The sequence below is a fragment of the Cupriavidus sp. 30B13 genome (assembly GCF_049059565.2).
Lineage (GTDB): Bacteria > Pseudomonadota > Gammaproteobacteria > Burkholderiales > Burkholderiaceae > Cupriavidus.
In genome coordinates, this window is record NZ_CP188224.1 from 2,384,017 (window position 1) to 2,409,840 (window position 25,824).

At 70.3% G+C, this 25,824-nt stretch carries 25 protein-coding genes; 9 read left to right on the plus strand and 16 right to left on the minus strand.

Going from position 1 to position 25,824, the window contains the following annotated elements:
• Window positions 1–149: 149 nt before the first annotated feature.
• Window positions 150–1,073 carry a LysR substrate-binding domain-containing protein gene (locus ACKI2N_RS29685; RefSeq protein WP_420992484.1) on the minus strand — a complete coding sequence of 308 codons (924 nt, stop codon included), beginning with the start codon at window positions 1,071–1,073 and terminating at the stop codon, window positions 150–152.
• 125 nt (window positions 1,074–1,198) lie between these two features.
• On the opposite strand from ACKI2N_RS29685, the gene ACKI2N_RS29690 reads away from it, so the two are divergent.
• The 6 genes from ACKI2N_RS29690 to ACKI2N_RS29715 all read left to right on the plus strand — a co-directional run bounded on the left by ACKI2N_RS29690 (window position 1,199) and on the right by ACKI2N_RS29715 (window position 7,319).
• Window positions 1,199–1,465, plus strand: coding sequence for a DUF2917 domain-containing protein (locus ACKI2N_RS29690; RefSeq protein WP_420992483.1), 267 nt, complete (start codon window positions 1,199–1,201; stop codon window positions 1,463–1,465).
• A 27-nt stretch (window positions 1,466–1,492) separates the two neighbouring features.
• Entirely contained in the window at window positions 1,493–2,368 is an 876-nt protein-coding gene (locus ACKI2N_RS29695; protein WP_420992482.1) for a crotonase/enoyl-CoA hydratase family protein, read from the plus strand.
• A 153-nt stretch (window positions 2,369–2,521) separates the two neighbouring features.
• The gene (locus ACKI2N_RS29700) at window positions 2,522–3,817 is read left to right on the plus strand and encodes an MFS transporter (protein WP_420992481.1); all 1,296 of its coding nucleotides are present in this window, start codon (window positions 2,522–2,524) and stop codon (window positions 3,815–3,817) included.
• Between the two features lie 250 nt (window positions 3,818–4,067).
• Complete coding sequence (locus ACKI2N_RS29705) at window positions 4,068–5,618, plus strand: class I adenylate-forming enzyme family protein (protein WP_420992480.1); 1,551 nt, start codon at window positions 4,068–4,070, stop codon at window positions 5,616–5,618.
• A 121-nt stretch (window positions 5,619–5,739) separates the two neighbouring features.
• The gene (locus ACKI2N_RS29710; protein ID WP_420992479.1) at window positions 5,740–6,906 is read left to right on the plus strand and encodes a thiolase domain-containing protein; all 1,167 of its coding nucleotides are present in this window, start codon (window positions 5,740–5,742) and stop codon (window positions 6,904–6,906) included.
• 5 nt (window positions 6,907–6,911) lie between these two features.
• Window positions 6,912–7,319: a Zn-ribbon domain-containing OB-fold protein gene (locus tag ACKI2N_RS29715; RefSeq protein ID WP_420992478.1), complete on the plus strand. Its 408-nt coding sequence runs from the start codon at window positions 6,912–6,914 to the stop codon at window positions 7,317–7,319.
• A 152-nt stretch (window positions 7,320–7,471) separates the two neighbouring features.
• Here the strand turns inward: ACKI2N_RS29715 and ACKI2N_RS29720 are convergent, their stop codons facing one another.
• The 9 genes from ACKI2N_RS29720 to ACKI2N_RS29760 form a co-directional block, all read right to left on the minus strand.
• Window positions 7,472–8,494, minus strand: coding sequence for a D-2-hydroxyacid dehydrogenase (locus tag ACKI2N_RS29720; protein WP_420992477.1), 1,023 nt, complete (start codon window positions 8,492–8,494; stop codon window positions 7,472–7,474).
• A 28-nt stretch (window positions 8,495–8,522) separates the two neighbouring features.
• Window positions 8,523–9,545, minus strand: coding sequence for a Bug family tripartite tricarboxylate transporter substrate binding protein (locus tag ACKI2N_RS29725; RefSeq protein WP_420992476.1), 1,023 nt, complete (start codon window positions 9,543–9,545; stop codon window positions 8,523–8,525).
• 134 nt (window positions 9,546–9,679) lie between these two features.
• Entirely contained in the window at window positions 9,680–10,468 is a 789-nt protein-coding gene (locus tag ACKI2N_RS29730) for a class II aldolase/adducin family protein (protein ID WP_420992475.1), read from the minus strand.
• Window positions 10,469–10,521: 53 nt separating this feature from the next.
• Window positions 10,522–11,694, minus strand: a complete 1,173-nt coding sequence (gene tcuB, locus ACKI2N_RS29735) for a tricarballylate utilization 4Fe-4S protein TcuB (RefSeq protein ID WP_420992474.1) — start codon at window positions 11,692–11,694, stop codon at window positions 10,522–10,524.
• On the minus strand, window positions 11,681–13,105 hold the full coding sequence (gene tcuA / locus ACKI2N_RS29740; protein WP_420992473.1) for an FAD-dependent tricarballylate dehydrogenase TcuA: 1,425 nt from the start codon (window positions 13,103–13,105) through the stop codon (window positions 11,681–11,683). The genes tcuB and tcuA overlap by 14 nt, the downstream gene beginning before the upstream one ends.
• A gap of 214 nt (window positions 13,106–13,319) precedes the next feature.
• Complete coding sequence (locus tag ACKI2N_RS29745) at window positions 13,320–14,270, minus strand: LysR substrate-binding domain-containing protein (RefSeq protein WP_420992472.1); 951 nt, start codon at window positions 14,268–14,270, stop codon at window positions 13,320–13,322.
• Between the two features lie 67 nt (window positions 14,271–14,337).
• Complete coding sequence (locus tag ACKI2N_RS29750; RefSeq protein ID WP_420992471.1) at window positions 14,338–15,051, minus strand: 4-carboxy-4-hydroxy-2-oxoadipate aldolase/oxaloacetate decarboxylase; 714 nt, start codon at window positions 15,049–15,051, stop codon at window positions 14,338–14,340.
• The gene (locus ACKI2N_RS29755; protein WP_420992541.1) at window positions 15,048–15,815 is read right to left on the minus strand and encodes a PIG-L deacetylase family protein; all 768 of its coding nucleotides are present in this window, start codon (window positions 15,813–15,815) and stop codon (window positions 15,048–15,050) included. Before ACKI2N_RS29755 ends, ACKI2N_RS29750 begins: the two co-directional genes overlap by 4 nt.
• Before the next feature lie 76 nt (window positions 15,816–15,891).
• A complete protein-coding gene (locus tag ACKI2N_RS29760) occupies window positions 15,892–16,869 on the minus strand; it encodes a Bug family tripartite tricarboxylate transporter substrate binding protein (RefSeq protein WP_420992470.1) in 978 nt (325 codons plus the stop codon).
• A 117-nt stretch (window positions 16,870–16,986) separates the two neighbouring features.
• Between ACKI2N_RS29760 and ACKI2N_RS29765 the strand changes: the two genes are divergently transcribed.
• Window positions 16,987–17,922 (plus strand): LysR family transcriptional regulator, encoded by a 936-nt coding sequence (locus ACKI2N_RS29765; RefSeq protein ID WP_420992469.1) that lies wholly within the window; start codon window positions 16,987–16,989, stop codon window positions 17,920–17,922.
• 161 nt (window positions 17,923–18,083) lie between these two features.
• Window positions 18,084–19,340: a cation:proton antiporter gene (locus ACKI2N_RS29770; protein ID WP_420992468.1), complete on the plus strand. Its 1,257-nt coding sequence runs from the start codon at window positions 18,084–18,086 to the stop codon at window positions 19,338–19,340.
• 159 nt (window positions 19,341–19,499) lie between these two features.
• Here ACKI2N_RS29770 and ACKI2N_RS29775 read toward each other — a convergent pair whose 3' ends face one another.
• Window positions 19,500–20,507, minus strand: coding sequence for a sulfate ABC transporter substrate-binding protein (locus ACKI2N_RS29775; protein WP_420992467.1), 1,008 nt, complete (start codon window positions 20,505–20,507; stop codon window positions 19,500–19,502).
• A 120-nt stretch (window positions 20,508–20,627) separates the two neighbouring features.
• Window positions 20,628–21,167, minus strand: coding sequence for a carboxymuconolactone decarboxylase family protein (locus ACKI2N_RS29780; protein WP_420992466.1), 540 nt, complete (start codon window positions 21,165–21,167; stop codon window positions 20,628–20,630).
• Window positions 21,168–21,316: 149 nt separating this feature from the next.
• Between ACKI2N_RS29780 and ACKI2N_RS29785 the strand changes: the two genes are divergently transcribed.
• Entirely contained in the window at window positions 21,317–22,291 is a 975-nt protein-coding gene (locus tag ACKI2N_RS29785; RefSeq protein ID WP_420992465.1) for a cupin domain-containing protein, read from the plus strand.
• Between the two features lie 12 nt (window positions 22,292–22,303).
• Here ACKI2N_RS29785 and ACKI2N_RS29790 read toward each other — a convergent pair whose 3' ends face one another.
• The 4 genes from ACKI2N_RS29790 to ACKI2N_RS29805 all read right to left on the minus strand — a co-directional run bounded on the left by ACKI2N_RS29790 (window position 22,304) and on the right by ACKI2N_RS29805 (window position 25,750).
• Complete coding sequence (locus ACKI2N_RS29790; protein ID WP_420992464.1) at window positions 22,304–23,251, minus strand: 2-dehydropantoate 2-reductase; 948 nt, start codon at window positions 23,249–23,251, stop codon at window positions 22,304–22,306.
• 84 nt (window positions 23,252–23,335) lie between these two features.
• On the minus strand, window positions 23,336–23,869 hold the full coding sequence (locus tag ACKI2N_RS29795) for a winged helix-turn-helix transcriptional regulator (RefSeq protein WP_420992463.1): 534 nt from the start codon (window positions 23,867–23,869) through the stop codon (window positions 23,336–23,338).
• Between the two features lie 76 nt (window positions 23,870–23,945).
• Window positions 23,946–24,146 carry a hypothetical protein gene (locus ACKI2N_RS29800; protein WP_420992462.1) on the minus strand — a complete coding sequence of 67 codons (201 nt, stop codon included), beginning with the start codon at window positions 24,144–24,146 and terminating at the stop codon, window positions 23,946–23,948.
• 59 nt (window positions 24,147–24,205) lie between these two features.
• Window positions 24,206–25,750 carry a DHA2 family efflux MFS transporter permease subunit gene (locus ACKI2N_RS29805; RefSeq protein ID WP_420992540.1) on the minus strand — a complete coding sequence of 515 codons (1,545 nt, stop codon included), beginning with the start codon at window positions 25,748–25,750 and terminating at the stop codon, window positions 24,206–24,208.
• Window positions 25,751–25,824 lie beyond the last annotated feature (74 nt).

The following is a 25,824-nucleotide window of genomic DNA, read 5'->3' on the forward strand; positions in this document are numbered from 1 at the left end:
TTACGGCACCGCAGCGGGAAACTATCACCCCCCCAAAGTCTGGTTTGTATTGTGGAATTTTCTGAATCAGGCGGACGGCGCGCGCGGCGGCGGCCGATACCCGACTTGCGGGCATCGGCCCGGCGCGCGGCACCCCTCACCCGGTCGCCTCACCCGATCACCTCGCCCGCCAGCTCGCTTTCCAGCCAGGCACGGAATTGCCGCACGCCGGGCCGCTGCGCGCTGGAGGCGACGATCTGGTAGGTCAGCCCGTCGGCGGCGTGCTCGGGCAGCACCACCTGGAGCTGGCCGCTCTTGAGCATGGGCAGCACCATGGGCGTGCGCCCGATGGCGATGCCGGCCTGCTGGACGGCGGCGTTGAGCACGTGGGCGTATTGCGAAAAATACAGGCAGGCTTGCTTGGGCGAGCGCATCAGGCCCAGGCGCTGGTACCACTGCGTCCACGACATCCAGGCAAAGCGGGCGCCGGGGTCGTGGAAGACCAGCAGGGGCGCGTCGAGGATGTGGCGCGGCTCGGCGATGCGCGCGGCGATGGCGGGCGCGGCCACCAGCATCAGGCGCTCCTGCAGCAGCGGGCGGGCGTCGCCCGCGGCCGGCGCCTGCGGGTTGAGGCGGATGGCGAGGTCGATGCCTTCGCGCTCGAGGTTGAGCATGGCTTCGGAGGCGTCGATGCGCACGTCGATGCCGGGCTCGGCGGCCTGGAAGCGGGCCAGCTTGGGCACCAGCCAGAGCGCGGCGAACGATGGCGTGGTGGTGACGCTGATGGAGACGCGGTCGACGGCCAGCAGGCGGTCGATGGCGGCGCCGAGCTGGCCGATGGCGGCGCGCGCGGCTTCGTAGAGCTGGCGGCCTTCGGGGGTGAGGCTCAGGCCTTTGCCGCTGCGCCGGAACAGCGCGGCGCCGAGCACGTCTTCGAGGCTCTTGACCTGTTTGCTGACGGCGGACTGGGTGATGCAGAGTTCCTCGGCCGCGGCGGTGAAGCTGAGATGGCGCGCGGCGGATTCGAAGCCGCGCAGGGCTTCGAGCGACATGGCGCGCAGTGCGTTGGTGGAGGCTCGGCTCAGGATCGACATGACGCCCAGGCATACCGCTGATGAAAATCCTTCCGGCCGCGCAGGCCGGAACCCGGCAAGAATGCAGTGAACGCGCCGGACGTTGCCCGAGGTCCGGAACGCCTTGCCCGGAGACCATCATGCCGATGACAAACCCGACAGAGCACCCCGCCGCGCAGGGCGTCTGGCTGCTCGGCCCGGCCGCGCTGCGGATCCCGCTTGGCTGTGGATCTTACCTGATCTGCACGCAGGGCACGGTATGGCTCACGGAGCAATCCGCGGCGCTGGACGCGGCCGGCCGCGACACCGTGCTGGCGTGCGGCGAGCGCTTCGTCGCCAGCCGGGCGGCGGTGGTGTTCGTCTCCGGATTCCGCGGGCAGCCGGCGCGCATCGCCTTCGGCGACCCCACCTGACGACAACGGATACCACGGAGAACGACCATGACCGATGCCACTCCCCGGCACGACACGCACGCCCATGGCAGCAACGGCAGCAACGGCAGCAACCATCCCGGCGACGACAGCGGCGGCGACCTCGTGCGATACGAGCCGCTGGGCGCGCACGCGCTGCTGGTGCTGAACCGCCCGGCCAAGCTGAATGCCCTGAGCTATGCGCTGGTCGACGCCTTGACGGCAAGGCTCGACGCCATCGAGGCGGACCCGGCCGTGCGCTGCGTGATCCTGACCGGCAGCGGCGCGCGCGCCTTCAGCGCGGGCGCGGACATCGCCGATTTCGGGCCGGACGTCGCGGTTTCGCCGGAGCAGGCGCTGCGCCGTTTCCTGCAGCGCGGGCAGGCCATGACGCGCCGGCTCGAAGCATTCCCGAAGCCGGTGATCGCGGCGGTCAACGGGCTGGCCTTCGGCGGCGGCTGCGAGATCCTGGAGGCATGCAGCCTGGCCATCGCGGCGGCCCACGCCACCTTCGCCAAGCCGGAGATCAGGCTGGGCATTCCGCCCACCTTCGGCGGCACGCAGCGGCTGCCGCGCCACGTGGGGCGCAAGCGCGCCAACGAGATGATCCTCACCGGCGAGGCCATCGACGCGGCCGCGGCGCTGCGCCTGGGCCTGGTCAACGAGGTGGTGGAAGCGGCCGAGCTGATCCCGGCCTGCGTGCGGCTGGCCGACCGCATCGCCCGCCATTCCGCGGTGGCGGTGACGGCCTGCCTGCGCGCGGTCACGCGCGGCATCAACCTGCCGATCGACGAGGGGCTGGCGGTGGAGGCGATGCAGTTCATGGTGGCCGCCGCCTCGCACGACGCGCGCGAGGGCACCCGCGCGTTCGTGGAGAAACGCCCGGCCGTGTTCCGCCACGCCTAGGCCGGCACGGGGGAGTGGCGCCGTGGGACTGGCGCCGGGGGCTTGCAAGGCATATATTGACCTCCACACGCGTGAGCCGCACAAGCGGCCGCCCGCCGGCTTGCCGCCGGCAGGCGCCGCATACGCCGCACGACGTGCCCATGGAGACTGGCGATGCAAGCGCAAATGGCGGGGACGGCGGTGCCCGGGTCCTCGAAACTCGCCGCGGTACTGCGTGTGACGAGCGGCAACTTCCTCGAGCAGTTCGATTTCTTCCTGTTCGGCTTCTACGCCACCTATATCTCCCAGGCGTTCTTTCCGGCCGACAGCGAGTTCGCCTCGCTGATGCTGACCTTCGCCGTGTTCGGCGCGGGCTTCCTGATGCGCCCGCTCGGCGCCATCATGCTGGGCGCGTACATCGACAAGGTGGGCCGGCGCAAGGGCCTGATCGTGACGCTGACGCTGATGGCCAGCGGCACCATCCTGATCGCGCTGGTGCCGAGCTACGCCTCCATCGGCGTGCTGGCTCCGCTGCTGGTGCTCACGGGCCGCCTGCTGCAGGGATTCTCGGCCGGCGCGGAGCTGGGCGGCGTGTCGGTCTATCTCGCCGAGATGGCCACGCCGGGCCACAAGGGCTTCTATACCGCGTGGCAGTCGGCCAGCCAGCAGATTTCCATCGTGGTGGCCGCCGCGCTGGGGTTCGGGCTGAACCAGTGGCTGGCGCCCGATGCGCTGCATAGCTGGGGCTGGCGCATTCCGTTCCTGATCGGCTGCCTGATCGTGCCGTTCCTGTTCGTGCTGCGCCGCTCGCTGCAGGAAACGGAAGCCTTCAGCGCGCGCCGCGTCCGCCCGAGCACGCGCGAGGTGCTGGACTCCATGCTGCGCAACTGGCGCACCGTGCTGGCCGGCACCATGCTGGTGGCCATGACCACCACCACCTTCTACCTGATCACCGTCTACACCCCCACCTTCGGCAAGACCGTGCTCAAGCTAAGCACGGCCGACAGCCTGGCGGTGACGCTGTGCGTGGGCCTCTCGAACTTCATCTGGCTGCCCATCGGCGGCGCGCTGTCGGACCGCATCGGCCGCCGGCCCATCCTGCTGGCGATCTCGCTGATCGCGCTGGTGACCGCCTACCCCGCGCTGTCCTGGCTGGCCGGCGCGCCGAGCTTCGAGCGCATGCTGCTGGTGCTGCTGTGGCTGTCCTTCCTGTTCGGCATGTACAACGGCGCCATGGTGGTGGCGCTGACCGAGGTGATGCCGGTGGAGGTGCGGGTGGCGGGCTTCTCGCTGGCGTACAGCCTGGCTACCGCCATCTTCGGGGGCTTTACGCCGGCCATCTCCACGTATCTGATCGAAGTGTCCAAGGACAAGGCGGCGCCGGGCTACTGGATGGCGTTTGCCGCGGCGTGCGGGCTGGCCGCCACCCTCATCCTGTACCGCAAGAACCGCGTCCAGGCGACCGTCTAGGCCGGCGCCGCGCACCGGCCCGGCATGGCCGGGCCGGATTCGTCGCGTCCCCGGCGACGATCGCTGCCGCCGCGCCGTCGCTTGTGCGGCGCACAAAACCCGTGCGCAAGGCTCACTTCCAAAAAGCCAAATTGTCGAACCCGCCGTCAGGCGCGACACTCTGTCCCCAGGCGGCTGGCGCCCGTGGGCGCCCCGGACCACGCTTTCCTCAACGCTCCCCGGCCCGGCCGGGAAGTTTGCTGCGCCCCCGATGACAAGTACCGAATTCGTTCCCCTTCCCGCCCTGGTCGACGCGCAGGCGGCCTTGCGCCCCCGCCATCCGGCCCTGGTGCTGGACGGGCACAGCATCGATTACGCCGGGCTGAACCGCCTGGCCGACCGCGTCGCCGCGGCCTTGCAGCGCGACGGCGTGCCCGCGCAGGGCACCGTCGCCATCTGCGCGGCCACGTCGATCGGCTACGTGGCCGCCTTCCTCGGCAGCCTGCGCGCGGGCGTGGCGGTGGCGCCGCTGTCGCCGGCGCTGAACCCGGACACCCTGCGCATGATGCTGCGCGACGCGGGCGCGCATCGCGTGTTCGTCGACGCCACCACGCACGAAGCCCTGCGCGGCGGCGCGCAGGCCGGGCCGGACGTGCCCTGCATCGCGCTCGACGACAGCCCGGCCGGCCTGCCGTTCAGCCAGTGGCTCGCGCCCGGCGATGCGCGGCCCGCGCCGGCGGCGATCCGCCCGGACTGGGCTTTCAACCTGATCTATTCGTCGGGCACCACGGGCGTGCCCAAGGGCATCGTCCAGCCGTTCGGCATGCGCGCCTCGCACGTGCAGCGCGCCGCGCAGGGCGGCTACGGCCCGGACAGCGTGGCGCTGCTGGCGACGCCGCTGTACTCCAACACCACGCTGGTCAGCCTGCTGCCCACGCTGGCGCTGGGCGGCACCGTGGTGCTGATGGGCAAGTTCGATGCCGGCCGCTACCTGGCGCTGGCGGCGCGACACCGCGCCACCCACACCATCCTGGTGCCGGTGCAGTACCAGCGCATCCTCGCGCACGCGGACTTCGCCGGCACCGACCTGTCCGCGTTCCGCCACAAGTTCTGCACCAGCGCGCCGTTCCCGGCGGCGCTCAAGGCCGAGGCGCTGCAACGCTGGCCGGGCACACTGACCGAGTACTACGGCATGACCGAAGGCGGCGGGCGCTGCGAGCTGCGCGCGCACGAGCACCCGCACAAGCTGCATACCGTGGGGCGCCCGACGGCGGACACCGACATGCGCCTGCTCGGCGAGGACGGCCGCGAGCTGCCGCCCGACGCGCCGCCCGGCACCCCGGGCGAGATCGTGGGGCATTCGTCCGGCATGATGTCCGGCTACCACAACCAGCCCGCCAGGACCGCCGAGGCCGAGTGGTTCGATGCCGCCGGCAAGCGCTTCATCCGCACCGGCGACGTCGGCTATTTCGATGCCGACGGCTTCCTGGTGCTGATGGACCGCAAGAAGGACATGGTCATCTCGGGCGGCTTCAATCTCTATCCCAGCGACATCGAGGCCGTGCTGATGACGCACGCAGACGTCGCCGACGCGGCCGTGGTGGGCGTGCCCTCGGAGCGCTGGGGCGAGACGCCGGTGGCCTTCGTGGTGCCGCGCGCCGGCGCCGCGGCCAGCGCCGCGGCGCTACTGGACTGGGCCAACGGCCGGCTGGAGAAAATGCAGCGCCTGGCCGCGCTGGAGCTGACCGGCGAGCTGCCGCGCAACGCCATCGGCAAGGTGCTCAAGCGCGAGCTGCGCGAGCGCTTCGGGCGCGCGCCGTGAGACCGCGTCACAATCCAGGGCGAGGCAGGAACAGGCCGGCCGGATAGCCGGCCGGCCGCCCACGGATTCCATCCATTCCATCCATTCCATCACCCGTACCCGGAAACAACCAGGGAGACCCATGAGCATCAACGGCAAGGCATACATCGTCGGGGCCTACGAGCACCCGACGCGCAAGGCTCCGGACAAGAGCGTGGCGCAACTGCACGCGGAATGCGCGCGCGGCGCGCTGGAGGACGCCGGACTGACCCTGCAGGACGTCGACGGCTACTTCTGCGCGGGCGACGCGCCCGGCCTCGGCATGATCAACATGGTGGACTACCTTGGCCTCAAGGTGCGCCACGTGGACTCCACCGACACCGGCGGCTCGGCCTACATCGCCCACGTCTCGCACGCCGCGCAGGCTATCGCCGCCGGCAAGTGCAACGTGGCGCTGATCACGCTGGCGGGCCGCCCGCGCTCGGAAGGATCGAGCGGCACGCAGGCGCGCAACTGGGGCGCCAACCTGCCCGACCAGCCGTTCGAGGCGCCCTACAACGCCGTCACGGTGAACCTGTACGCGATGGTGGCCATGCGCCACATGTTCCAGTACGGCACCACCAGCGAGCAGCTCGCCTGGATCAAGGTGGCGGCCTCGCACCATGCCCAGCACAATCCCCACGCCATGCTGCGCGAAGTCGTGACCGTGGACGACGTGCTGAACTCCCCCATGATCTCCGACCCGCTGCACAAGCTCGACTGCTGCGTGGTCAGCGACGGCGGCGGCGCGCTGATCGTGGCGCGCCCGGAAATCGCGGCCCGGCTCAAGCGGCCCAAGGTCAAGATCATCGGCGCCGGCGAAGCGGTCAAGGGCCAGCTCGGCGGCGAAGTGGACCTGAGCTGGTCGGGCGCGGCCATCTCGGGCCCGATCGCCTTCGAGGAAGCGCGCATCCGTCCGTCCGACATCAAGTACGCCTCGATCTACGACAGCTTCACCATCACGGTGCTGATGCAGCTCGAAGACCTGGGCTTCTGCAAGAAGGGCGAAGGCGGCCGGTTCGTGGCCGACGGCAATCTGATCTCGGGCGTCGGCAAGCTGCCCTTCAACACCGACGGCGGCGGCCTGTGCAACAACCACCCGGCCAACCGCGGCGGCATCACCAAGGTGATCGAAGCCGTGCGCCAACTGCGCGGCGAGGCGCATCCCGCCGTGCAGGTCAAGAACTGCGACCTGGCCCTGGCCCAGGGCACGGGCGGCTATCTCGGCTCGCGCCACGGCAGCGCCACTGTGATTCTGGAACGGGAGTAACAACGATGAGCACACCCTACACGGCCACGCCGCTCAAGTCGCCGCAGGTGGCGCCCGACAACACCGCGTTCTGGGAAGCCGCGCGCGAAGGCCGCCTGCTGGTCCGGCACTGCAAGTCCTGCGGCAAGCCGCACTGGTACCCGCGCACGCTGTGCCCGTTCTGCATGGGCGACACGGAATGGAAGCAGGCCTCCGGGCGCGGCACCATCTATTCGTTCAGCGTCACGCGCCGCGCCGGCCCCACGCCGTTCTGCATCGCTTACGTGACGCTGGAAGAAGGCGTGACCATGATGACCCACATCGTGGATTGCGACCTCGACACGGTGCGCATCGGGCAGAAAGTGAAGCTCACCTTCACGCCGACCGAGGACGGGCCGCCGGTGCCGACCTTCGCGCCCGCGGACGCGGGCTGACCGCGCCGGGCGAGGGAACGCGGCGCTTTTGGGGCTCCCCTCACGGGGAGAGGGTTGGGGAGAGGGGCGGTTCGGCCAGGAGCCACATCGAGCGAAGCCAGTGGTGTTGTCCGGCATCGCGGCAAGAAGCGAAGCCGATGGCTTCCCGCACCTCAGCCGACGAGGTTGCGCAACGCCTCCCCCGCCCGCCAGCGCCGCAGGTTGTCCATGAAGATTCCCGCCACGCGCGCGGCATTGCCATCCGAGAAACCCGCGCTGTGCGGCGTGGCGATGACGTTGGGCAGGGTCCACAGTGGCGAGTCCGCGGGCAGCGGCTCGTGCGCGAACACGTCCAGGTAGGCGCCGGCAAGGTGGCCGGACCGCAGCGCCGCGATCAGCGCGGCCTCGTCCACCACTTCGCCGCGCGCCACGTTGACCAGCCGCGCGCCGGCCGGCAGCAGGGCCAGCGCGGCGGCGTCCACCAGCCCCTGTGTCTGCGGCGTGAGCGGGCAGGCCAGCAACAGCCAGTCGGTGCGCGGCAGCACGGCGCGCACGCCGTCGAATGCCACCGTCTCATAGTCCGGCCCGGCCGACGCGGCGCTCTGCCGCACCACCACCACGTGCATGCCCAGCGTGTGCAGCAGCTTGCCCAGCAGTTGCCCGATCGGACCCCAGCCGACGATGGTCGCGGTCTGCCCGGCGATGTCGCGCGGCAGGCCGGAGCCGATCAGCGGCGCCCAGCGGCGCTCGCCCTGGGCCGCCAGCATCTGCGGGAAATGCCGCGCCAGCGCCAGCAGCCCGGCCAGCGCGGTCTGCGCCACCACGCCGGCGTTGGCGCCGGACGAGGTGGTCACCTGCACGCCGCGCGCGCGCAACTCGCCGAACACGGCGCGGTCGGCGCCGGCCGAATGGGTATGCGTCCAGCGCAGCGAGGGGCTGGCCAGCATGGCGTCATAGAAGCGCCGTGTGGCGGGCAGGATCTCGTGCTTGGTGGACAGCCCGGTGACATCGCGCGAGACGAAGGCGATGTCGGCGTCGAGCCCGCTGTCCGGCCCGCCATGCGGGCCGTCGCCGGGCGGCAGCACCGCCGGCACGAAGTGCCCGCCGAGCGCGGCGCCGATGTCCGCGCCGTATTGCCGCAGGGCCTGTTCCGACATCAGGATGCGCGGGCCAGGCCCGCCGGATGGATGGTTCATTGCAGCGTGTATTGCGATCTGTACGGGGTTAGTCGATGGAAGCGCCGGAGTCGTGCACCACGACCTTCCACTTGGCGTATTCCTTGTGGGTGAATTGCCCGAACTGCTCCGGCGAGCCCCCCACCGGGTCCGCCCCTTCGCGCACCATCTGCGCCTGCAGCGACGGCAACGCCTCGTTGACCGCCTGGTTCAGCTTGTCGACGACGGCCTTGGGCGTGCCCTTGGGCGCGAACACGCCGAACCACGAGCCCGCCTCGAAACCGGGAAAACCCTTCTCCGCCACCGTGGGCACGTCGGGCAGCGACTTCGAGCGGTGCGCGCTGCTCACCGCCAGCGCCCGCAGCTTGCCCGCCTTGATATGGGCAATGACCGAGGGAATGGTGGCAAACATGAACTGTACCCTGCCCGAGAGCAGGTCGTTGAGCGCGTCGGCGCCCTTGTACGGGATGTGCGTGGCCTCGGTGCCGACGCGCTGCGTCAGCATGAAGCTCGACAACTGCGACGAGGTGCCCACCCCGGTGGAGCTGTAGTTGAGCTTGCCCGGGTTGGCCTTGGCATAGGCGACGAACTCCTCGAAGCTCCTGGCCGGCAGCGAAGGATGCACCACCAGCACGTTGGGCACGTCGGCGATCTGCACCACCGGCACGAGATCGGCCAGCGGATCGTAGTTGAGCTTCTTGTAGAGCGTCTGGTTGATGGAAATGGGCCCGACCGAATCGACCAGCAGCGTATAGCCGTCGCCGGGCGAGCGCACCACGGCCTCGGTGCCGATATTGCCGCCGGCGCCGGGCCGGTTGTCCACCACGAAGGATTGCCTGAAGCGCTGGGCCAGCGCCTGCGCCACGCTGCGCGCCAGGATGTCGGTGGTGCCGCCGGCGGTAAATGCCACCACCACGCGCACCGGCTTGGCGGGATAGTCGTCGCCGGCGGCGTGGACGTTCGCGGCGGCGGCGCAGGCCAGCCCGCATGCGAGGGCGGCCAGCGCCCGGCGTGGCATGCGCAGGGCGGCGAAGGCGGGAAACGAGGCGAAGGCGGGGGCGGACTGCGGCATGACGGTCTCCTTGGGACGAGCGGCGCCGGCACGCGCCCGCGTCCGCCGTTCCCTGTCTGTTTTATGTTCTCGGGTGGTCCGCTCCGGCGAGCCGGAGCGCGGCGGGGCTTGCCCGCGCCCCGCGGGCGCGGCGCTCAGTCGCGGAAGCTCGGGTCCAGGCGGTCGAGCTTGCGCAGCAGCGCGGGCCACTCCATCACGCCGTAGGGCCTGCGGGTGCCGGGCTGGTAGTTGTTCCAGGTTTCCTGCAGCACGTCGGCGCCCACTTCGCGCAGCGGCGTGTTGCACGACATCGCGCCGATCTGCGCGCGGCAGGCCAGTTCCAGGCGGTGCATCCAGTTGAAGGCCTCGCCCACGGTGTTGCCCACGGTGAGCGCGCCGTGGTTGCGCAGGATCAGCGCTTCGCCGGTGCCCAGGTCTTCGATCAGCGAGGCCTGCTCGGCGGTGTCGAGCACGACGCCCTGGTAGTCGTGGTAGCCGATCTTGAGAAAGCGCATGGCGGTCTGCGTGAGCGGCAGCAGCCCGCAGTCGAGCGACGACACCGCCATCGAGGCCCAGCTGTGGGTGTGGATCACGCAGGCCACTTCGGGGCGCGCCTCGTGCACGGCGCTGTGGATCACGTAGCCGGCCTTGTTGATGCCGTAGTTCAGCGGGCCGAAGTCCGGCTTGGCGAGGATGGTGCCGGCATGATCCACCTTGATCAGGCTGGAGGCCGTGATTTCCTCGTACATCATGCCGTAGGCGTTGATGAGGAAGGCGCCCTCCTCTCCGGGCACGCGCACCGAGATGTGGTTGGCCATCATGTCGGCCATGCCGTACAGCTCCACCAGCCGGTAGCAGGCGGCCAGGTCCACGCGCGCCTGCCATTCGGCTTCGCTGCACTGGCCTCGCATCGAGGGAATGGCGAGCACGCCGGGCTTGTTCATGGGGATCTCCTTGTGGATACGGTATGCGTTTCAGCCGGGGTTCGGGGGCGACTTCAGTCCGAGCCGAGCGCGAGATTGCTCGGCCGGCGTTTTTCGATGTTCCACTTCAGCAGCGCGGCGCTGCGGTAGATGCCGTGCGCGAACTTGCCGTAGGGCAGCGTCAGGAACAGCGCCATCACCACGCCCAGGTGCACGGCCAGCAGCAGCGCCATGGCGGCGGTGTCGCGCCAGGCCAGCAGCGCCAGGCCTGTGGCGCTGGTGAGGAACAGCAGCGCGATGAAGCCGCGGTCCATGGGCTTCTGCGCCGCGTCGCCGGTGTTCGGGTCGCGCGTCAGGTTCAGCCGCAGCAGCCCCGCCGTGCCGATCAGCAGGCCGATGCCGCCGGCCGTGCCGAGCAGGACCGGCAGGCTGGTCAGCGCATACGGCGCGTGCAGGTCCAGCAGGTAATGATAGAGCGTGGCGACCGCCGTGGCCGCGAAGCACAGCATGAAGCCGTAGAACGTGAAATGGTGGAAGCGGCGGCGCCACAGCGTGAAGGCGTCGTCGGCGTTATTGCAGCCCTGGCCGTGGCCGCCGTCCAGATAGCGCAGCCGCAGCGCGTCGTGCGCGGCGCCGCCGATGGCCGGGCCGCGGGCCTCGCCGGCCAGCTCGCCGGGCGTCACGCGACGCCAGAAGCGCGCCACGCCCACCCCGAGCGCCACGATGGCGAGGCCGAACACCAGCCCGAACATTCCCGCCAGCAGGTTGTGCGGGAAGATGGCGTAGAAGTTGCCGGCCAGCGGCGCATGCAGCAGGCTGCCCTGCACGGCCAGCATCATCACCAGGAACAGCGCCAGGCCGCCGGCCAGCGCCAGCGCCGTGGCCAGCCCGGCGCGGCGGTACAGGCCGCCGAGCGCGGCCGGCCAGGCATAGTCGGAGTAGGTCTGCACGCGCACCTTGGCCATGGCCTGCGGCACGTTGACGGCGAACTCGTGCGGCGGCGCGTACTGGCAGGCGTGGTAGCAGGCGCCGCAGTTGTGGCACAGGTTGGCCAGGTAGTGGATGTCGGCCTTGCCGAACTCGAGCCGGCGCGTCATGGCCGGGAACACGGCGCAGAAGCCTTCGCAGTAGCGGCAGGCGTTGCAGATCTGCATGATGCGGCCGACCTCGGCCTCGTCGCCGGTGAGCGGCAGCGCGCCCTCGGCCAGCGCCGCCGCCTCGCGCGTCAGCGCTTCAAGATGTTGCATGCTGGTCTTCCTGGATATCGTTGCGCAGGCCCCGCGCGGCGGCGGCGGCGGCCCGGGTGCCGGCGATGCGGCCGAAGGCGGTGCCGATGGCCATGCCGACGCCGGCCGTGTAGCCCTTGCCCAGCACGTTGCCGGCCATCATCTCGCCGGCCACGAACAGGTTGGCGCTGGGCTTGCCGCCGAAGTGCACGGCGGCGTGTTCGTTCACCTTCAGGCCGAGATAGGTGAAGGTGATGCCCGGGCGCAGCGCGTAGCCGTAGAACGGCGCGGTGTCGAGCGGGCGCGCCCAGTGGGTCTTGGCCGGGGCAATGCCCTCGGTGTGGCAGTCGTCCAGCACGGTGTGGTCGAACTTGCCCACGCGGCAGGCCGCGTTGTACGCCTCGATGGTGCGCACGAAGGTGGCTTCGTCGAGGCCCAGCTGCCGCGCCAGTTCCGGCAGCGTGTCGGCGCGCACGCCGGGAAACACTGGCGGCATGAAGCGGCCCACGGCCTTGGCGTCGATGATGGAGTAGCCGATCTGCCCGGGCTGCTGGGCCACCAGCCGGCCCCAGATGGCGTAGCGCTTGGGCCAGAAGTCCTCGCCCTCGTCGTAGAAGCGCTCGGCGTTGCGGTTGAGCATGACGCCCAGCGAGACACAGTCCACGCGGGTGCAGATGCCGCCGTCGTACAGCGGCGCGCGCGCGTCGATGGCCACGCAGTGCGACTGGGACGGGTCGCCGATGGCGTCGGCCCCGGCCTCGATCATGTACTTGAGCAGCACGCCCATGTTGAAGCGGGTGCCGCGGATCAGGAAGTTGTCGGCCGGCCATTCGCCGTCGGCGTTCTGGCCCCAGGCCTGGCGCAGCCATTCGCGGTTGGACTCGAAGCCGCCGGCGGCCAGCACGCAGCTGCGCGCCTCGATGCGCTCGCTGCCGATGCGCGCGGCCACGAAGCGGTCGCCGTCCAGCTCGATGGCATCCACCGGCGCGTTGTAGCGCACCTGCACGCCGAGCGCCTCGGCGCTGCGGAAGTAGGCATTGACCAGGGCCTTGCCGCCGCCCATGAAGAAGGCGTTGGTGCGCGCCACGTGCAGCGCGCCCGACAGCGGCGGCTGGAAGTGCACGCCGTGCTTGCGCATCCAGTCGCGGCAGGTGGAAGACGCGCGGATCGCCAGGCGCGCCAGGCGTTCGTCGGTCAGGCCGCCGGTGACCTTGAGCAGGTCCTGCCAGTACTCTTCCTCGGGGTAGGCCTCGACCAGCACGTCCTGCGGGGCGTCGTGCATGCAGCGCAGGTTGCGGGTGTGCTGGGAGTTGCCGCCGCGCCACTCGCGCGGCGCCGCTTCGAGCAGCAGCACGCTGGCGCCGGCTTCGCGCGCCATCAGGGCGGCGCACAGGGCGGCGTTGCCGCCGCCGATGACCAGGACGTCGATCATGGCCGCGCGCCTCCGGCGCGGCGGGGGGAAGCCGCCGGCAGGCGCTTCCGGGTTGGGGCGATCAGGAACACAATGCGGCTTTCTCGTGGGGTAGCCCGCACTGTACCGGGCCCGCGCCCGCCTGCTAAGGCCGCCGGCGGCATGGGGGCATCACGATTCGTGATACCCCGGCCTCCCCGGCGGCTCCTCCGCGCCTCCTCCGCGGTTCCGGCCTTCAGTCCTGCGGACTCAGCAGTCGCGCGCCACGCCAGGCGCCCGAGCGCACCAGCTCGCGCGCGCAGTCGGCCAGCACCACGCGCAGGGCCAGCGCCGCCGGGGACAGTTCGTCGTCGGACAGGCTGCACAGCACGTTCTGGCGCCGCACCTTGGGATCGGCGATCTCGGCCAGGTGGAAGCGCTCGGCGGCGTCGGCGTAGCGCCCCACCGCCGCCCACGGCTGCAGCGTGCCGCCGAAGCCCAGGTCCACCGCGTCCATCAGCATGGCCAGCGAATCCACTTCCTGCACCACCTGCGGCACGATCTTGGCGCGCGCGAAGGCCGCGTCCAGCGTGCTGCGCAGCCCGTGCAGGCCGGTGGGCATGATGAGCGGCACGTCCTGCAGCTGCGCCATGCGCAGGCGCGCGGGCGCCCCGGCATCGAGGCCGGCCGGCAGCGCCTTGCGCGAGCGGATCAGGAACAGGGTTTCTTCCAGCAGCGGCGTCACGCTCCAGCGGCGCGCCACGTGGGTGTCGAACAGCACGGCGAGGTCGAGCTGGCGCGCGTTGAGCATCGCGCCGAGGTGGCCGGACAGGCTTTCCACCATGTGCAGGCGCACGTCGGGGTAGCGCTCGCGCATGGCGCGCATGAGCGGCACGCCGACCATCGACGCGGTGGTCGGCGCCAGCCCCACGCTGACGGTGCCGGACAGCCGCGCATGGTGGGCCGCGCGCTTGGCCTGCTCGGCATGGCGCAGCGCGAGCTGGGCCTCGCGGAAGAAGGCCAGCCCGGCCTCGGTGGGCGTGACGCCGCGCGTGGTCCGGCGCAGCAGGCGGGTGGACAGCTCGCTCTCCAGCCGGCTGATCTGCTGGCTCATGGCCGACTGCACCATGTCGAGGTCGAGCGCGGCCCGGCTCATGCTGCCGAGCTCGACCACCCGCACGAAGTATTGAAGCTGGCGCAGTTCCATCTGGCTCCCCCGGGGCCCGGAAAATCGTCTGCGTTGCTTATACCAGAATCGGGGGCGCCGCCGGGGATCAGGCCTCGTCGAACCCGCTGTACCAGTCCACCGCCTGGTCGGAGTAGGTCAGGCCCCTGGCCGCCAGTGCCTCGCGCATCTTGTACATGTCCAGGCCCAGCACGCCGGAGGCGAGCGTGGCGCGCTTGGCCAGCTCGTTGGCTTCGCGCTCGGCGGCGAGCCGGGCGGTCGCGCCGGCCTGCGGGCGCGCCACCACCACCACGCCGTCGTCGTCGGCCACGATCACGTCGCCGGGCCGCACGTGGGCGCCGGCGCAGACCACCGGCACGTTGACCGCGCCCACCGTTTCCTTGACCGCGCCCTGCGCCGAGACCGCGCGCGACCAGACCGGAAAGCCCATGGCGTTGAGCGTGGCCACGTCGCGCACGCCGCCGTCGATGACCAGCCCGCGCGCGCCGCGCGCCTTGAGCGAGGTGGCCAGCAGGTCGCCGAACAGGCCGTCGGTGCAGTCGCTGACCAGCGCCACCACCAGCACGTCGCCGGGCTGCACCATTTCCACCGCGACGTGGATCATCCAGTTGTCGCCGGGATGCATCAGCACCGTCACGGCGCTGCCGGCAATGGCCGCGCCGGACTGGACCGGCCGCAGGTAGGGCTTCATCAGTCCGGTGCGGCGCTGCGCCTCGTGCACGGTGGCCACGCCGGCGCTGCCCAGCGCGTCGATGTCGGCCGCGTCGGCGCGCAGGATATGGCGATAGGCGATGGTCTTCATGCCAGGCTCTCCGTGACTTGCGGGAACACGCGCGCGTATCCCTCGCCGTATTTCACCTTGCGGTCCGAGTTGCGGGTAGCCTGCGCGCCGCGCTGCAGCGCCACGCGGGTGTAGTACTCCCACAGGTGTTCCTGCGCCGCCATGGTGGCGAAGGCGCGTTGCTTCTTCTCCCACACCGGGGAAATGTCGAGCAGCACGTCGGGCTTCCAGTTGCATTGCTCGGGCTGGTGCGGCTCGAACAGGAACACCGGCGGCGCGCCGATCACCGGCAGCTCGGGCTTGTAGCCGTGCGCCTGGGCGATGACGCGCGCTTCCTGCGCCACGTGGGTGGCCAGCGGGTGGTCGAAGTTGTAGATGTCCTCGCGCGAGTGGCTCAGGACCAGCTCGGGCCGCAGTTCGCGGTAGATGTCGGCCAGGCGCAGCAGCGCTTCGTCGCTCACGCGCAGCGGATAGTCGCCCAGGTCGAAGCATTCGAGCGTGGCGCCGAGGATGTCGGCGGCCTGCCGGGCTTCTTCGTGCCGGGCGGCCTTGACGCGCTCGAGCGTCATGCCCGGCTGGCGCCACATCTTGGCGGACTCGCCGCGCTCGCCGAAGGACAGGCAGACGATCTTTACGTCGTAGCCGCGCTCGGCATACAGCGCGATGGCGCCGCCGGCGCGCCAGACGAAGTCGGCGGCGTGCGCGCTGACCACCAGGATGGAGGGACGATGCGCCGGTGCCCCGGCCGGGGCCGGAGATTGCGCTTGGGCTTGGATGTCGGGCATGGACATGGGTGTTTGTCGTTGAATCGTGTTGCTTGTGCGATGCGTGGGCGCGCCGGTGCGCCGGTGCGCCAGTCGGTCAGTCGGCGGTGATGCCCGCCTTGCGGATCACGCCGTTCCAGGTGGCGGTTTCGCTGCGCACGAACTGGCCGAAGGCTTCGGGCGTGCCGGGCAGGATGGTCACGCCCAGTTGCGCGAGTTGCTTGCGCACGTCGGCGTCGGCCAGCGCGGCGTTGGCCGCGGCGTTGAGTTCATGCACCACGGCTGCCGGCGTCCTGGCCGGCGCCACCAGCCCCCACCACACCGAGGCGGTGAAGCCCGGCAGGCCGTCTTCGCGCGAGGTCGGCACATCGGGCAGCAGCGGCGTGCGCTGGTCGCTCGCCACCGCGATGGCGCGCAGCGTGCCGGCGCGGATATGCGTGATGACTTCGAGCGGGTTGATCGGCATGAAGGAGATGCGCTCGCCCAGCAGGTCGGTGATGGCCGGCGCGCCGCCCTTGTAGGGCACGTGCAGCACGTCGATGTGGGCCGCTTCCTTGAACAGCTCGCCGGCGAGATGGCCGGAGCTGCCGTTGCCGGCCGAGGCGTAGCTGAGCTTGCCGGGCTGGGACCTGGCCTGGGCAATCAGGTCCTTGAGCGAGGTGACGCTGGACTTGGCCGGCACCACCAGCACCAGCGAGGCCTGCCCGATGCGCGCCACCGGCGTGAAATCGCGCGCGGGGTCGAACGGCAGCTTGGCGAACAGCGCGGCATTGGTGGCCAGGCTGTTGGAGGCCATCATGATGGTGTAGCCGTCCGGCTGGGCCTTGGCCACCATGTCCAGGCCGATATTGGTGCTGGCGCCGGGCCGGTTGTCGACGATGATCGGCTGCTTGAGCAGCACGCTCATCTTCTGGCCGACCGAGCGCGCCACGATGTCCACCGCGCCGCCCGCCGCGTAGGGCACCACCAGCCGGATGGGCTTGGCGGGGTAGGTTTCGGCGGCGGTGCCGGTGGCGACGGCGCCCAGCGACAGCGCGGTGGCCAGCAAGCCGGCGAGATAGGTTCGGCGCAGCATTCTTGTCTCCTGTGGATCGGGTTGAAATCGTTTGCATGCATTCTGGGCACCGATTGTGATAGTGTCCAATACGTTTTCAAGCCGCCTGTTATTGCGCGACGATATAACCAAACGCCCATGGATTTCCGCCAACTCCGCTATTTCGTCGCCGTGGCCGAAGCGCTGAGCTTCAGCGAGGCCGCTCGCAAGCTGCATATCAGCCAGCCCCCGCTGAGCACCCAGATCAAGGCGCTGGAGGACGAGCTGGGCAGCCCGCTGCTCGACCGCTCGCGCCACCACGTGGCCCTCACGCCGGCTGGCACGCTGTTCCTGGACAAGGCGCGCGCGGCGCTGGGCAACCTGGAGCAGGCACGCGAGGTGGTCAAGCAGGTGGCCGCCGGCGAGGCCGGCGAGATCCGGGTGGCGTTCACCGCCTCCGTACCGATGCAGGACGCCTTTCCGCGCGCGGTGCAGCAGTTCCGCCTCGGCCACCCGCGCGCGACGCTGGAACTGGTGCATATGTCCACCGGGCAGCAGTTGCAGGGGCTGGAGAAAGGCGAGATCGACATCGGCTTCCTGCGGCCGTCGCCGCAGTTCTACCCGCCGCCCAGCATCACCGTGCACGAGGTGCTGGCCGACCGGCTGGTGGCCGTGCTGCCCGCCACGCACTCGGCCGTGGCCGCGGACCCTGTGGGCGATGTGAACGATGCGGGCAATGCGGACGATGTGGCCGGGCTGGACATCGGCACGCTGTCCGCCCAGCCCTTCCTGCTGTTCCCGCGCGGGCTGGGCTGCGGGCTGTTCGACCACGTGACCACGCTGTGCAACCGGGCCGGCTTTGCGCCGCGCATCGCGCAGGAGGCGCGCGAGGCCACCACCATCATCGGCCTGGTGGCCAGCGGCGCCGGGATCTCGGTGCTGCCGGAGATCTACGCGCGCACCGGCATTCCCGGCGTGGCCTACCGCGCGCTGGCCGGGCCGGACGCGGCCAGCCGGGTGCTGGTGGCGCACCGCACGGGCGCGCTGTCGCCGATCATGCGCAGGTTCCTGGCGTTCTTCGACGCCGCCGGATAAGTGCGCCGGCGCGGGCCCACGCCGGCCCTTCCCTCATCCCCGTGGCGGCTTGCAAGCGGGTTTTCATAAAATGCTGGTATCTTTCATGTGGCACCGGATACACATTCCGTGAATCCGCCAGCCATTTCATCCACCGCCCACAGCAAGGAGACACCCACCGCATGACTGTATTCCAGGGGACTGGCGCCCTTTTCACTCTCATCGCCATTTTCGGCGTCATCAATTACCGCTTCATCAAGCTGCCCGACACGCTGGGCATTACCGCCGTCGGCCTGGTGACCTGCCTGAGCGTATCCATCCTCGGCTTCAACCACCCCGAAATGGTGGCCCAGGCCCGCAAGCTGGTGGCCCAGATCGATTTCTCCGACGTGGTCTTCCACGGCCTGCTCAGCCTGCTGCTGTTCGCCGGCGCGCTCCACGTCGATCTCTCGCGCATGCGCCGCCAGCGCCGCGCGGTGCTGCTGCTGGCCACCGTGGGCGTGGTGATCTCCACCGCCGCCGTGGGCGCCGGCTTCTATTACGTGGCGCAGTGGCTCGGCCACCCCATCAGCCTGCTGTGGTGCCTGGTGTTCGGCGCCCTGATCTCCCCCACCGATCCGATCGCCGTGCTGAGCGTGCTCAAGAGCGCGGGCGCGCCGGAGAGCCTGGAAACCAAGATCGCCGGCGAGTCGCTGTTCAACGACGGCACCGCGGTGGTGGCCTTCCTCACGCTGGTCGGCTTGGCCACCGGCGCCACCGAGTTCTCCGCCGCGCACGTGGCCACGGCGCTGGTGCGCGAAGTGCTGGGCGCGCTGGTGCTGGGCGCGGCGCTCGGCTACGGCGCCTCGCTGCTGCTGCGCGGCATCGAGAGCTATCCGGTGGAAATCCTCATCACGCTGGCGCTGGCCACCGGCGGCTACAGCCTGGCCGAGCTGGTGCACGTCTCGGCGCCGCTGGCCGTGGTCATCATGGGGCTGGTGATCGGCAACCACGGCGCCACCACCTCGATGTCCGAGAAGACGCGCGAGCACCTGTTCAATTTCTGGGGCCTGTTCGACGAGCTGCTCAACCTGGTGCTGTTCGGCCTGATCGGGCTGGAGATCATCGCGCTGTCGCTGCACCTGCATATCGTCTGGCTGGGCCTGGCGGCGATTCCCGTGGTGCTGATCGCGCGCGCCATCAGCGTGGCGATCCCGCTGCTGGCGCTGCAGAACTTCCGCCGGCTCAACCCGCATTCGGCCACCATCATGACCTGGGGTGGGCTGCGCGGCGGCATCTCGATCGCGCTGGCGCTGTCGCTGCCGGAGTTCCACGGCCGCGAGATGCTGATCGGCGTGACCTACCTGGTGGTGGTGTTCAGCCTGCTGATCCAGGCCACCACGCTGGGCAAGCTAGTCAAGCACCTGAATGCGCGCAACGGGCTGAACGCGCCGCGGTAGCGCGGGGAGCGTGAGGGCGGACCGGGCGCGGAGGCTTGGGCGCGGAGGCTTTACTTCGTGGTGCCGCCGGCCCTCTCCCCGGCCCCTCTCCCGCAAGCGGGAGAGGGGAGAAAACAATCGGCCGGCGTGGCGCCGGCGCGATTCAGCACATCCAGCCGCTTACTGCCGGCCCTGGTAGATCTTGTCGAACTCGCCGCCGTCCGCGAAGTGCCGGCTTTGCGCCTGCGCCCAGCTCCCGAACACGTCATTGACCGTAAACAACGTGATCGGGCGGAACTGCGCCGCGTGCGCCTTGAGCACCGCCGGCGAGCGCGGCCGGTAGAACTGGCTGGCGATCACCTCCTGCCCGGCATCGGACCACAGGTACTGCAGGTAGGCCGTGGCCACCTTGCGCGTGCCGCGCTTGTCCACCACCTTGTCGACCACCGCCACCGGCGCCTCCGCGATGATCGACTGGCTCGGATAGACCACCTCGAAGCTGTCGCCGAGCTCCTTGCGGATCTGGTGCACCTCGCTCTCGAAGGTGGCCAGCACGTCGCCGAGCTGGCGCTGCGTGAAGCTGGTGGTGGCGCCGCGCCCGCCGGTGTCGAGCACCGGCACGTTGCGGAACAGCCGGGTCACCGCCTCGCGCGCCTGCGCTTCGCTGCCGCCCTTGCGGATGGCCGCGCCCCATGCCGCGAGGTAGGTATAGCGGCCGTTGCCCGAGGTCTTGGGATTGGGCACGATCACCTGCACGCCGGCGCGGCCCAGGTCATCCCAGTCGAGGATGCGCTTGGGATTGCCCTTGCGCACCAGGAACACGATGGTGGAGTAGTACGGCGCCGCATTGTCGGGCAGGCGTTTCTTCCAGTCCGGCGCCACCACGCCGCGCTGCACCAGGATGTCGATGTCGGTCTCCTGGTTCATCGTCACCACATCCGCGTCCAGCCCGTCCGCCACCGAGCGCGCCTGCTTGCTCGAGCCGCCGTGCGACTGGTTGACGACCACGGTCTCGCCGGTGGACTGCTTCCAGCTGGCGATGAAGCCGGGATTGATGTCGCGGTACAGCTCGCGGGTGACGTCGTAGCCGGCATTGAGGATGGCCGTGTCGGCCCGCGCGGCAAGCGGAGAAAGCACGGAAGCCGCCAGCAGGCTGGCGGCGAGAAGGCGAGGCAGGATGTTTGGCATGGCAGGCGGATGGGTGGAAGGATCCATCATTCTCCACAGCGGCGGGCCGCAGCGAAACGAAGCATTCCGCATGTCGATAGCCGCCGGAAACGGGAGGGCCGCCCGCCCTCCCCGTCCCGCTCACGCCACCTTCGGGAAATCCACTACCGTGTCGTTGACGCGGTTGAGCATGTTGGTGAACAGGATCGCGCTCACGGCCTGGATGCTCTCGACGATCTGGCGGTCGGTGTAGCCGGCGGCGCGCACGGCATCCACGGCGCTCGCCGGCAGCGTGCCGCTGGTCTTGACCAGGGTCAGCGCAAAGCGGACCAGCGCGTCGATCTTGCCGTCCCCAGCGTAAGCGCCGGCGCGCAGTTCGCGGGTCTGCTCGGTGCTGTAGCCGGCCATCTTGCCGGTCATGGTGTGCGCCGCCACGCAATAGTCACAACCCGAGGCTTCGCTGACGGCGAGGTTGATGGCCTCCACTTCGCGCGCGCTCAGCGTCGAGTTCTTCTGCAGCAGCGCACCGGTCTGCAGCACGTTGGCCAGCACGGCCGGCGCGTTGCTGCCGATGGTCAGGTAGGCATTGGGGACCTTGCCGATGGCCTTCTTGATGGCGCCGAACAGTTCAGCGGTCTGGCCGGTGGCTTCTTCGACGGCGATGGTGTGAAGACGGGACATGATTGACTCCTTTTGGGTTGGTCGATGGACCGCGCGTTGTTGGTTGCGCTGCTTCCATGGCCTGAAGTCTAGGCGTCGAAACCGTCTTTTACTGCATATAATCGTCGCATTATCTTGCCTTATCGTCTCAACCCTTCGACCAGCGCATCATGCGCGCCCTTGCCATGGACAGCCTGACAGAACTGGTCCGCATGCTCGCCCCGGCCGGCACCGTGGACCTGCATTGCCACTTCGCCGGCATCTGGCGCGTGGAGAACGCCGCGGCGCCGCCGGGGCACCTGCCGTATCACATCATCCTGGGCGGGCAGGCGCGCGCGCAGGTGGGCAGCGAGGAGCTGCGCCTGGATGCCGGCGACGTGCTGCTGTTCCCGCACGGCAGCGCGCACACGCTGCGCAGCCTGCGCGCCGCCGCCGACACCGCGGCCACGACCTCGCCGCAGACCCGTTTCAACGGCCTGCTGACCGAGATGTCGATCCCCGGCGACGACGCGGGGATCGACATGCTGTGCGGCACTTTCGTGCTGGGGCTGCCGGGCACCATGCTGCTGCGCCACCTGCCGCCGGTGCTGCGCGTCGCCACCGCGCAGCGCGCCGACTGCGCGTGGCTGGAGGCCCTGATCGGCATGATGCGCAACGAGGCGCAGGCGCCCGAGCCGGGCGCGGCGGCGGTGATCGGGCAGTTGTCGACGGCGCTGCTGACCTTGCTGCTGCGCGCGCTGATCGCGCAGGGCGGCGTGAATCACAGCGTGCTGGCCCTGATGGCGGATGCGCGCCTGGCGCGGGCGGTCGACGCGGTGCTCGCGGCGCCGGCCGAGCCGTGGTCGGTGGAGTCGCTGGCGCAGGTGTGCAATGTGTCGCGCGCCACCTTCGCGCGGCGCTTCGCGCAGCTCAGCGGCGAGACGCCGCTGCAGTTCGTCACCACCTTGCGCATGGAAATGGCGGCCCGCCTGCTGACGCTGGACCGCGAGTCGGCGGCCAGCATCGGCGAGCAGTGCGGCTACGCTTCGGAGGCGGCCTTCGGGCGCGCGTTCAAGGCGTACTTCGGCGTGGGGCCGGGGGCGTTCCGGCTGGCCGGGCGCGAGCGGCGCATGGCCGCCGCCGCGCAGACCGCGGCGGCTGGCTAGAGCGCGGGCCGTTCAGCCGGCGGTGCGCCGGGCCTGCTGGGCCTCGTAGACCTGCAGGTGGGCGTAGGCGGTGCGCACCAGCGGCACGGCGTGCCCGAAGCGCTCGGCGCGGCTGGCCATGTCGCCGACGATGTCGCGCGCTTCCAGGCGCGGCGCGCCCTGGGCGATGTCGCGCATCATCGAGGCGGCCCAGCCGGAGCTGGCGTCCAGCAGCCGCTCGTGCATCGCCTTGCGCACCGGCTCGGGCAAGGCGTGGCCGGACAGCCTCGCCACCGCAGCGCATTCGTCCATGGCCTGCTGCATCAGCGCGCGGCCGTCACCGGTGCGCACGATCTCGCCCACGGTGCCGCGCATCAGGCAGGTCATCAGCGCGCCGGAGGCGATCATCACCCACTTGTTCCACAGCGCCTGGTCCACGTCCGCCGACAGCTCGCGCGTGCCGGGCGTGGCGGCCGCCAGTTCGTGGAAGGCGCGTGCCAGCGGCTGCGCCGCCTCGGCGCGCGCGCCGACCACCAGCCGGTCGCCGGGGCCCTGGTGGATCACGGTGCCGGACGCATCCAGCGTGGTGGCGATGTAGGAAACGCCGCCCAGCACGCGCTCGCGGCCGTAGCGCGCGTCCAGCGTCTCGTAGGCGCGCAGGCCGTTGACCAGCGGCAGGATGGCAGCCCCCTTGCCGCTCTCCGTCTCCAGCGCCGGATCGAGCGCCTGCATGGCGCTGTCGAGGTCATAGGTCTTGCACGCCAGCAGCACGAGGTCGTAGTCCGGCCGCACGCCGGCGGCCTGCACGGCCTTCACCGGGGTGCGGATGTCGCCAAGCTCGCTGCGCACCGCCAGGCCGTCGCGGGCCAGGATTTCGGCGCGCCGCGGGCGCACCAGGAATGTGACATCCGCGCCCGCCTGCATCAGCCGGCCACCGTAGTAGCCGCCCATCGCGCCCGCGCCCAGGACCAGAATCTTCATGACTTTTCCCGCCTCGATGAAATAAGTGAAATGAATCGATCCGGCAGGCCGGGCGGGCGCCGCGCCAATCCGCCGCGGTGCCCGTCAGGCTTGCCTTGCCACATCGCCGGGCACCGGCTCGGCGCCCGACAAAAAACCTTGCGCGGCGGCCAGCCGCCGGCGCGTGCCCTCGGCCGCCGCCGGCCCGGGCATCAGCGTGTGCCGCGTGAAATCGAGGCGCTCGCCGGTGCCGGCGTCCACCAGCACCGGTTCGGCGACCTTGCCGGTGGCCTTGTCGACCACCTCCACGCTCGCGCCTTCCGGCGCGAAGTGCTTGTTGCCCCAGGCCAGCATGGCCAGCAGTACCGGCAGGAAGTCGTGCCCCACCGGCGTCAGCACGTATTCGTAGCGCGGCGGTTTCTCCGAGTACTGGCGCCGCTCCAGCAGCCCCTCCTCCACCAGCGCGGTGAGCCGGCGCGTGAGCATGTTGGGGGCGATGTCCAGGTTCTTCTGGAAGTCGTCGAAGCGGCGCGTGCCGTAGAACGCCTCGCGCATCAGCAGCATGCTCCACCACTCGCCGACCCGTTCCAGGCCGCGGGCGATGGGGCATTGCATGTTCCTGAAGGTCTTTCTCTGCATGTCTGGCGGCTCCGTCGGGCATCACGATACTTTCACCATGATAGCCAAAACGCCCGCCGCGACCTTCAGGCCACCGTCAGGCCACCTGCCCGCCGCGCTCGCGCCGCGGCCCGGCCGGCGGCGCGCCGGGCCGCGGCGGCACGCGGCAATACATGTTGTCGGCGCGGGCGCAGGCCATGCTGCCGCCCGGCGGCGCGTCGGTGGCGGCGCGGGCCGGCGCCAGGCCGGCGCCCAGCAGTGCCGCGCCGGCCAGCACGATGAAATGGCGAATGGACATGGTCTTGCTCCCTTGCGATGACGCCGGTCCCGGCGGTGCTCAGTGCGCCTCAGCGCGCCTCAGTGCGCATCGGCCGAAGGCGCTTTGGGCGGCGCCACCTTGCGCATCAGCGGCACCATCGCCGTGGCGATGACGAAGCAGGCCATGATGGCGACGAAGACGTCGCCGAAGCTCTGCGTCTGCGCCTCGCGGTAGGCCAGCGTCCACAATTGCCTGACGGCGGCCGACTGTGCGCCCGCCGCGTCGAAACCCCAGGCGGCCATGCTGCCGGTGGCCGATTGCAGCAGTTCGGCCATGGCCTCGTTGCCGGCGTTGAGGTGCTCGGCCAGCCGCAGGAAATGCAGGTTGGTGCGGTCGTTGAGGATGGTGGCGCACACCGCGATGCCGATCGCCCCGCCCAGGTTGCGCATCAGGTTGAACAGGCCCGAGGCCAGCTTGAGCCGCTCGGGCGGCAGCGCGCCCAGCGTGAGCGTGACCACCGGCGCCACCGCGAACTGCTGCGCCATGCCGCGGAAAGCCTGCGGCAGCATCAGCTGGTCGGCGCCCCAGTCGCTGGTGATCGGCGCGAACTGCCACATCGAGAACGCAAAGCAGGCCAGCCCGACCATCAGCAGCCAGCGCAGGTCCACGCGGTTGGCAAAGAAGGCGTAGACCGGGATCGACATGACCTGGAAGATGCCGGTGGAAAACACCGCCAGCCCGATCTGCAGCGCGCTGAAGCCGCGCACGTGCCCGAGGAACAGCGGCGTGAGGTAGATGGTGGCGAAGATGCCCACGCCGGCGATGAACGAGAAGAAGCAGCCGAGCGCGAAGTTGCGGTCCTTGAGCGCGCGCAGGTCCACTACGGGGTTCGCGTAGGTCAGGCTGCGCCAGACGAAGCCGACGCTGGCGAGCGCGGCGATCCAGGCCGTGGCGCGGATGGTGTCGTCGCCGAACCAGTCCCAGCGCGGGCCTTCTTCCAGCGTGTATTCCAGGCAGCCGAGGAACAGGGCCATCAGCGTCATGCCGAGGTAGTCGGCGCCGCGCACCAGCGACCAGTTGGGCCGGTCCACGCGCACGAACATCGGCACCGCGATCATGACGAAGATGCCGGGCACCAGGTTGATGAAGAACAGCCAGTGCCACGAGAAGTGGTCCGTGATCCAGCCGCCCACGGTGGGCCCGAGCGTGGGCGCCAGCGAAGCCAGGCCGCCGATGGTGGCCGCGGCGATCACGCGCTGCTTGCCGCCGAAGAACATGAAGGCGGTGGTGAACACCAGCGGGATCATCGAGCCGCCCAGGAAGCCCTGCATGGCGCGGAAGGCGATCATGCTCTGGATGTTCCAGGCGATGCCGCACAGCAGGCTGGTCACCGTGAAGCCGGCCGCCGACGCGGCGAACAGCCAGCGCGTGGACATCACCCGCGCCAGCCAGCCCGACAACGGGATGACGATGATCTCCGCGATCAGGTAGCTGGTCTGCACCCACACGGTTTCGTCGGTGCCGGCCGACAGCCCGCCGCCGATGTCGCGCAGCGAGGCCGAGACGATCTGGATGTCCAGCAGCGCGATGAACATGCCCACGCACATGGTGGCGAAGGCGAACACCTTGGCGCCGGTGGTCATCGACGCCGGCGAGAAGTCCGGCAAACCCGCGGGCGGGCGGACCGGCGCGGGCTGCCCGGCAGCGGGGCCGGATT